Annotated in this window: 1 protein-coding gene; it reads right to left on the bottom strand. The window is 71.1% G+C overall.

Annotated features, from left to right (window positions below; genetic code table 11):
- Positions 1-301: hypothetical protein (locus ACQRCJ_RS12535; RefSeq protein ID WP_427799955.1), on the bottom strand; the 301-nt coding region annotated here is incomplete at both ends.

Below are 301 nucleotides of genomic sequence, written 5' to 3'. Positions count from 1 at the left end.
CTCGTCATCGAAGCGGGGGAAGGGCGCACGGTGTTTCTGTCCGTCCTGCCCTTCGTTGCCGTCGCGGTCGTTGAAGCGCCGGGGACGGAAGCCGTCCTTGCGGAAAGGCTGGCCGTCATCGTCACGGCGCGGCCGGAAGGGACGCCGGGCTTCTTCGCCATCGCGATCCACGAAACGGTCGCCACGGGGACGGAAGGGGCGTTCGTCCTGACCATCCCTGCGGAAGGACGGGCGGGCCTGCGGGGCCTCGTCGCCGTCACGGGCGGCATCGGGGAAGGGGCGCGGGCGGAAGGGCTTGTCC

The sequence above is a fragment of the Desulfovibrio sp. SGI.102 genome (assembly GCF_050314315.1).
Lineage (GTDB): Bacteria > Desulfobacterota > Desulfovibrionia > Desulfovibrionales > Desulfovibrionaceae > Desulfovibrio.
Note: the sequence above shows the minus strand (reverse complement) of the source record. Positions and strands in the feature narration are given on the sequence as shown.